The sequence below is a fragment of the Microbacterium sp. UBA3394 genome (assembly GCF_002358725.1).
Classification (GTDB): domain Bacteria; phylum Actinomycetota; class Actinomycetes; order Actinomycetales; family Microbacteriaceae; genus Microbacterium; species Microbacterium luteum.
Window position 1 is genome coordinate 4,154 of the sequence record NZ_DEPK01000073.1, and the last position, 1,184, is coordinate 5,337.

General features: G+C 72.0%; 1 protein-coding gene and 1 pseudogene. Both read left to right on the forward strand.

Annotated features, from left to right (window positions below):
* On the forward strand, positions 1 to 237 hold a 237-nt coding region (locus B4E30_RS04290; protein ID WP_286793643.1), incomplete at its 5' end, for a winged helix-turn-helix domain-containing protein.
* 5 nt (positions 238 to 242) lie between these two features.
* Positions 243 to 1,184 (forward strand): annotated as a pseudogene (locus tag B4E30_RS04295) (PAS domain-containing sensor histidine kinase); the annotation flags it as partial.

The following is a 1,184-nucleotide window of genomic DNA, read 5'->3' on the forward strand; positions in this document are numbered from 1 at the left end:
CGCACGCGGCGCCGCGTGCGCAGCAAGGCAGAACTGGCTCGCATGCTGCGCGGCGACCCCACCGAGGACACCTACGTCAGCGACGCCGACGAGCGCGCCGTCGAAGCGCACATCACCAACCTGCGCCGCAAGCTCGGCGACAGTTCGGCCGCACCGCGCTACATCGAGACGGTGCGAGGCGTGGGCTATCGCCTCACCGAAGCCGACGGCGACGCCTCCGCGGCGGCAGCCGGGTAGGCGGCATGCGGGGGCCCGGCGACACGACCGCTGCCGCGCGCACGACCCCCGCCGGGTCGAAGCGCGCCGTCAGCACGCGCACGCGGTCGATCTGGCTGTGGCAGCTCGTGCTGGCCGCGGCGGTCGTGGTGATCATGCTGGTGATCACGACGCTCGACCGCGACCGGCTCACCGAGCCTCCCCTCATCGTCGGCGCGACGATGCTGATCCTCATCAGCGCCGTGGTCATGTTCATCCCATGGGATCGCGTCTCCCGCGACGCGGTGGTGGCCGTGCCGCTTGTGGACACCTTCGCCGTCGGGGTCATGTCGCAGGGCGGCGAGCTGCGGCTGGAGTTCCTGTGGTGCTTTCCCGTGGCGTGGATCGCGACGCACTTCCCGGCGAGGTGGCTGGGGGCCGCCTTCGCGCTCATCTCGGCCGTCATCCTCTTCGAGGCGGTCGGGGCGGGTGCGACCTCGAGCATCACTCTGCGGTTCGCGATCGTCGTGCTGTGTCTGGCGTTCCTCGGAGTGCTCTTCCGCCAGATGTCGCGCCGCACGACGGCCATGAAGTCGCTCCTGCGCAGCCAGGCCGACAGGACCCAGCGCACCCTCGCCCGCGTGTCGGCGCAGCAGGAGCGCGCGACGCAGATGTTCGACGGCGTGCCGATCGCCATCGCGCGGGTGACCCCGGCCGGCGACCTCGTCTCCCCCAACGCCGCCTACCTCACCCTCTACGGCATCGACCCCGACGATCCGACGCAGCCCCCTCGCACGGTCGACTACGAATCCCAGCGCGGTCGCGCGCTCGCCGCCGACGAGCGGCCCGTGCATCGCGCTGCCCGCGGCGAGCATCTCGACGGCGAGCGCGCCTGGGTGTTCGACACAACGGGGCAGTGGCGTGCGGTGTCCGTCTCGACGCGGCCGCTGCCTCCGGTGGGCGACGAGAGCCCCAGCACGCTGCTCATG